The following is a 601-nucleotide window of genomic DNA, read 5'->3' as shown; positions in this document are numbered from 1 at the left end:
GTGCTGGCCAATGGCGCTGTCGGCCCGCTCGACACGCAGAAGCGCTCGGGCGCTGATTGGCTGCGCTTTGCCGGCGTGACGATCGATCATGTCGCGCCGGGCCTGTGCGGGGCGTTTGATCCCGCGCTGGTCGCCGAGATCGCCGAGGATGCGCGTTACGCGCCCTATCTGCGGCGCCAGGACGAGGAAGTAGCGCAGCTCCGCGCCAATGACTCGATCCCGCTCCAGGACGATCTGCACTATGCCGGCATCCCCGGCCTTTCGACCGAGATGGTCGAGAAACTCACGCGGGTGCGCCCCGCCACTCTCGGCGCGGCGAGCCGTATTCGCGGCATCACGCCAGCGGCGCTGACCGCCATTCTCCTCCACGCCCGGCGCCGCGCGGCATGACGGAGGACGAGGCGAGGGAATGGATTCGTGATCGTTTCGGCGTGGCGGGCGAGCGGCGGATGGCGGACTTCGCGGAGCTGGTCGTCGGGGAATCCACGCGGCAGAATTTGATCGCGCCGTCCACGCTTGATTCGATCTGGTCGCGCCACATCGTCGATTCGGCGCAGTTGATCGGCTTCGCCGCGCCGCAGGAGGGGGACTGGCTCGACAT

General features: G+C 68.2%; 2 protein-coding genes. Both read left to right on the top strand.

Features of this window, described 5'->3' with window-relative positions; genetic code table 11:
- The coding region (locus tag AC1DZC_RS20140) for a hypothetical protein (protein WP_477044514.1) at nt 1–390 on the top strand (390 nt) is incomplete at its 5' end.
- Nucleotides 387–601, top strand: a 215-nt coding sequence (locus AC1DZC_RS20135; RefSeq protein WP_477044513.1) for a hypothetical protein, incomplete at its 3' end; no start/stop codon positions are given. The genes AC1DZC_RS20140 and AC1DZC_RS20135, both read left to right, overlap by 4 nt.

It is taken from the genome of Cellulomonas sp. P2_B4 (assembly GCF_056404795.1).
The sequence above is the reverse complement of the archived record's forward strand: the minus strand, read 5'-3'. Positions and strand labels throughout refer to the sequence as shown.